Annotated in this window: 3 protein-coding genes; 2 read left to right on the top strand and 1 reads right to left on the bottom strand. The window is 63.3% G+C overall.

Features of this window, described 5'->3' with window-relative positions:
• Positions 1-279 precede the first annotated feature (279 nt).
• On the bottom strand, positions 280-1899 hold the full coding sequence (gene pvdP, locus ACZ445_RS12030) for a pyoverdine maturation tyrosinase PvdP (RefSeq protein ID WP_058427311.1): 1620 nt from the start codon (positions 1897-1899) through the stop codon (positions 280-282).
• Positions 1900-2041: 142 nt separating this feature from the next.
• On the opposite strand from pvdP, the gene pvdM reads away from it, so the two are divergent.
• A complete protein-coding gene (gene pvdM / locus ACZ445_RS12025; protein ID WP_179040738.1) occupies positions 2042-3391 on the top strand; it encodes a pyoverdine-tailoring dipeptidase-like protein PvdM in 1350 nt (449 codons plus the stop codon).
• An 18-nt stretch (positions 3392-3409) separates the two neighbouring features.
• Positions 3410-4681, top strand: a complete 1272-nt coding sequence (gene pvdN, locus ACZ445_RS12020) for a pyoverdine-tailoring periplasmic protein PvdN (RefSeq protein ID WP_179029984.1) — start codon at positions 3410-3412, stop codon at positions 4679-4681.
• Positions 4682-4705: the final 24 nt, after the last annotated feature.

Genomic DNA, 4705 nt, shown 5'->3' with positions numbered 1-4705 from the left:
GGGGGTAACCTGCCTGATAAGTCACGGTTGAGAAGAAAGTCCGTTTTCAGCTGCCGCTTGGATCGGGTCTGCTGGGCGCACCGCCATCAAAAAACGCGGGCGCAGCCGGGGGCCTGGAGAGGCTTCCGGCAGGCTTGGAAAATTAAGGGATTTGGCGGACGGGGGGTGACATGGGAAGCGGGGACAAGGGGGGACGGGGTTGGTTCAATTTAGCTTGCTGTGGCGAGCCTGCTCACCACAACAGCCCCACTCAACACAGCAGGCCTGCTCACTACAGGTTCAGGCAAGTTTCAAATGACGGGCATACCACGGTCGTCTCGGCACGCGTTTGAACAACCCTTGCAGCCTGTTTTCGTCTTCATCGAAGGTGATGCGCAGCGCCAGCTTCATGGTCTCCGGGTCCATCTCCATCGAACGCCCCATCTGCAACCCTGGCGTGGTGCTGCAGCCGTGGGTATCCGGCCCCAGCCAGGGATCGCCGACTTCCACCCAGCGGCCCGGCGCGAACCAGGCTACGCCGTTGACTTCCATGCGGCTGACCTCCCCTGGATTGAAGCGCTCATGGGCGCGAAACCAGTCTTCGATGCGGTCGTCGATCCAGCCGTGGAAGTGCCAGAACACCGGGTTGACGTGGGAGGAAAACGGATCGCCGAGGAAGTCGTTTTCCGCCGCGTACCAACGCGGGGCGAAGTCGGAGGGGTCACGGGCCATCGGCACCGGCGCGCCGTTGGACGGGTCGCGAGGCACCGAGGCCCAGCGCATGTGCAGCCAGTCGTGCAGGCCCAGCTCCATTTCGGAACCGAGCTGCCCGAGGGTGAATCTGGCCAGGTAGCGTGGGTCGCGGTATTGCGACTCCCACACCTGGAAATTGCTGTGATAGGTCTCGGCGGCCTTGATGTCGCTGACCCACTGGGTGTAGTCGCTGTCATCCGGTGCCGACCAGGTGGGTGGCAGCGCAAAGCCGTCGTGGTTGTCGAAGTAGCGCAGAAAACCCAGGCGATCACGTTCCAGGGCTGGCTGCGGCTCGGGGAATTGCGACCATGAGGGCAGGTCCTGCATGGAGCGCGCGGTGCCGAGCATGTGGCGGTGCATGAAGAAGAAATCGATGCCCGAGCCGTTGCGGTCCTTGCGCTTGCCCCGGGCGTCGCGTTCCTGGCCCCGTGGCCCGGGTTGCCAACCGATGCCGCGCAGGGCGTCGCGCTTTTCTTCGGAGAGTTTGTGCCACTGGTCACGGGTGGCGTGCCACAGTTGGTGGAACAGACGGTGTTCGGGGGAGATCAGCCAGGCCAGCAGGGTCGGGTTGAGACCGATGCGTTGTCGGGCCTCGGGGAACCACTGCTTATGGGCGATGAAACGGTTATCGCGCTCGACCAGCGCCAAGGGCCGGTCGAGGTCGAGGATCTGACCGCTGAGCGTGCTGCTGCCGGCGTTGGCGAAGTCCGCCCAGACCTGGTCGAGGGTCATCTTGAACTCATAGGCGGGTATGCCATCGGCCGAGTCGCGGTCGATCAGGCGCCAATAGAGCATGGCGCTCTCGCCTGTCAGCAGGTCACCCAGCACGCGGTAACGCGGCTCGCCCTCGGCGCGCAGGTGGACGGCGGTATCCAGGTAACCCCGCAAGCCACGTCCACGCGGGGCGATGTCCAGCAGCAACTCCAGACCTTCCAACGGCAGGCCCTTGAGGCCGGCGTCGCGGCCTTCCAGGCGCAGGCTCCACACCCCGCGCAGTGTGTTCGCCAGGTGCTGGCCGGCGGTGTCGGCCAGGTCTACCGTGGCTTCACCGGGGGTGATGGGGAATTCTTCTTCGCGCGTCAACTCGCGATGGGCATAGAAGGCGGCCGGCACAGCGGCGCCGGTCAGCGCCAGGCCTGCGATGAACCCACGTCGAGAGATGGTCATTGTCTACCTTAGGAAACGGCTTTATCAGAGCTAGAACGTTTGCACGCCAGGGAAATTTACCGGCGCGCCCTGCCCGCCTAAATTTCCCCGCCTATCACTCGTTCTTCCCTGATAGCGAAGGCCTCAACTGACTGAGATGGCAATGACAAAACCACGTTCGAAAAAGGCGCTGTATATCGGCTTGCCGCTGGCACTGGCCATCGGCGCCGGAGCCGGCTTCCTGGTCTGGGATCACTGGTTCAAGGGCAATGCCGGCTACCCACTGGCAGTAATCAAGCAGGCCAATGAAATGCAGGACCGGTTGTTGTCGTTCGACAGCCATATCACCGTGCCCATCGATTTCGGCACCGCCGGCAACGAGGCGGACAAGGACGGCAGCGGCCAGTTCGACCTGGCCAAGGCGGCACGCGGGCGCCTGTCCGGTGCGGCACTGACGATTTTCGGCTGGCCGGAAATCTGGAACGGCCCCAACGCCCCGCACAAGCCCACCGACGGTTTTGTCGAAGCCGCGCGCAACGAACAGGAAGTGCGCTACAAGATCATCAGCGGCATGGTGCGCGACTACCCCAACCAGGTCGCCATCGCCTACACCCCGGATGATTTCCGACGTCTGCATGGCGAAGGCAAATTCGCGATCTTTATCAGCATGCTCAACGCCTACCCGCTGGGCAACGACCTGAACCTGCTGGACCTGTGGGCGGCGCGGGGCATGCGCATGTTCGGCTTCAGCTATGTGGGCAACAACGCCTGGTCGGACTCGTCGCGCCCGCTGCCGTTTTTCAATGACTCCACCGACGCCCTCGACGGTTTGTCGGACATCGGCAAGCAAGCGGTGCACCGCCTCAATGACCTGGGAGTGATCATCGACGTGTCGCAGATGTCGACCAAGGCCCTGGAGCAGGTGGCGCAGTTGAGCCGCACACCGATGGTGGCGTCCCACTCGGCACCGCGTGCGTCGGTGGATATCCCGCGCAACCTGAGCGACAAAGAGCTGCAATTGATCAAGAACAGCGGCGGTGTGGTGCAGATCGTGGGCTTCTCCGCCTACCTGCGCCCGTTGAGCCAGCCGACCCAGGACAAGCTCAACACCCTGCGCGCACGGTTCGACCTGCCGCCCCTGCCCAACCTGGCCGTGGCCTTGATGCCGGGCGACGCGATCATCGCCGCCTGGCCGGAACACAAGTTCGGCGAATACGCCAGCGCGCTGTACGGCATCCTCGATGAAGAACCCAAGGCCACCCTCAAGGACCTCGGGGATGCCATCGACTACACCGTGCGCAAGATCGGCATCGACCATGTCGGCCTCGCCTCGGACTTCAACGATGGCGGCGGCGTGCAGGGCTGGAACAACGCCGGTGAAATCCGCAACGTCACCGCCGAACTGATCCAGCGCGGCTACTCCGAAGCCGATATCGCTAAGCTGTGGGGAGGCAACTTCCTGCGGGTGTGGGACCAGGTACAAAAAGCCGCCAAGCCGTTGGCCAACCGTTAATCATCCAGAAGCCAGTCCATGACCGACCGCCGTACGTTCCTCAAGCAGGCCGGGGTATTTGCCGCCAGCCTGCCACTGGGCACCGCCCTGCTGCCCCAGGCTATCGCCGCCCCTGCATCGAATGACCCATGGACGGGTTTCAAGCAACTGTTCAACCAGGACCCGGACTACCTGCACTTTTCCAACTTCCTGGTGGCCACGCACCCCAAGCCGGTACGCGAAGCCATCGAGCGCTATCGCGCACAGATCGACCGCAACCCGGGCCTGGCCATGGACTGGGGGTTGCAGGAAACCTGGAAACGCGAAGGCCAGGTACGCGAATGGGCCGGCCGCTACCTGAAGGCCACGCCGGCGCAGATCGCCCTCACCGGCAGCACCTCCGAAGGGCTGGCGATGATTTATGGCGGGATCAAGGTGCGGCCTGACCAGGAGATCCTCACCACTGTCCACGAACACTACGCCACCGAGTTCAGCCTGGACTTCCGGGTGCGCAAGGAGCAGACCCAGGTCCGCAAGATCAGCCTGTTCAAAAACGCCAACCAGGTGTCCGAGGACGAGGTGCTGGGCAATATCCAGCGCAATATCCGCCCCAACACCCGCGTGCTCGGCATGACCTGGGTGCAGTCCGGCAGCGGCGTGAAACTGCCCATCGGCGAGATCGGCAAGCTGGTGGAAGAACACAACCGCAACCGAGACGACAGGGACCGCATCCTCTATGTGGTGGACGGTGTGCACGGTTTCGGCGTGGAAAACCTCGACTTCCCGGACATGCGCTGCGACTTTTTCATCGCCGGCACCCACAAGTGGATGTTCGGCCCAAGGGGCACCGGGCTGGTGTGTGCCCGCGACCCGCAAAACCAGTACGTGACGCCGATGGTGCCGACCTTCTCCGAAGACAAGGACTTCGCCACCACCATGACCCCGGGCGGCTATCACGCCTTCGAGCATCGCTGGGCGGCGGATGAGGCATTCAAGCTGCATCTGCAACTGGGCAAGGCGCAGGTACAGGCGCGTATCCACGCCCTGAATACCGAATTGAAAGACCAGTTGCTGGCGGATCCTAGGATCGAACTGGTCACCCCACGCAGCCCCGAACTGTCGGCCGGCTTCACCTTCTTCCGGGTCAAGGGCCAGGACAGCGATGCCGTGGCCGACTACATGATGAAAAACCGCGTAGTGATCGACGCGGTGGACCGTGACGTCGGCCCGGTGATCCGCACCTCCCCCGGCCTGCTGAATTCCTCCGATGAGATCCAGCGCTTCATGACGTTGCTGGGCCAGCGGGTGTAACGCACAGCTTTTCCACTTTGAATG

The organism is Pseudomonas allii (assembly GCF_055380095.1).
This window is presented reverse-complemented; position numbering and strand designations above follow the sequence as displayed.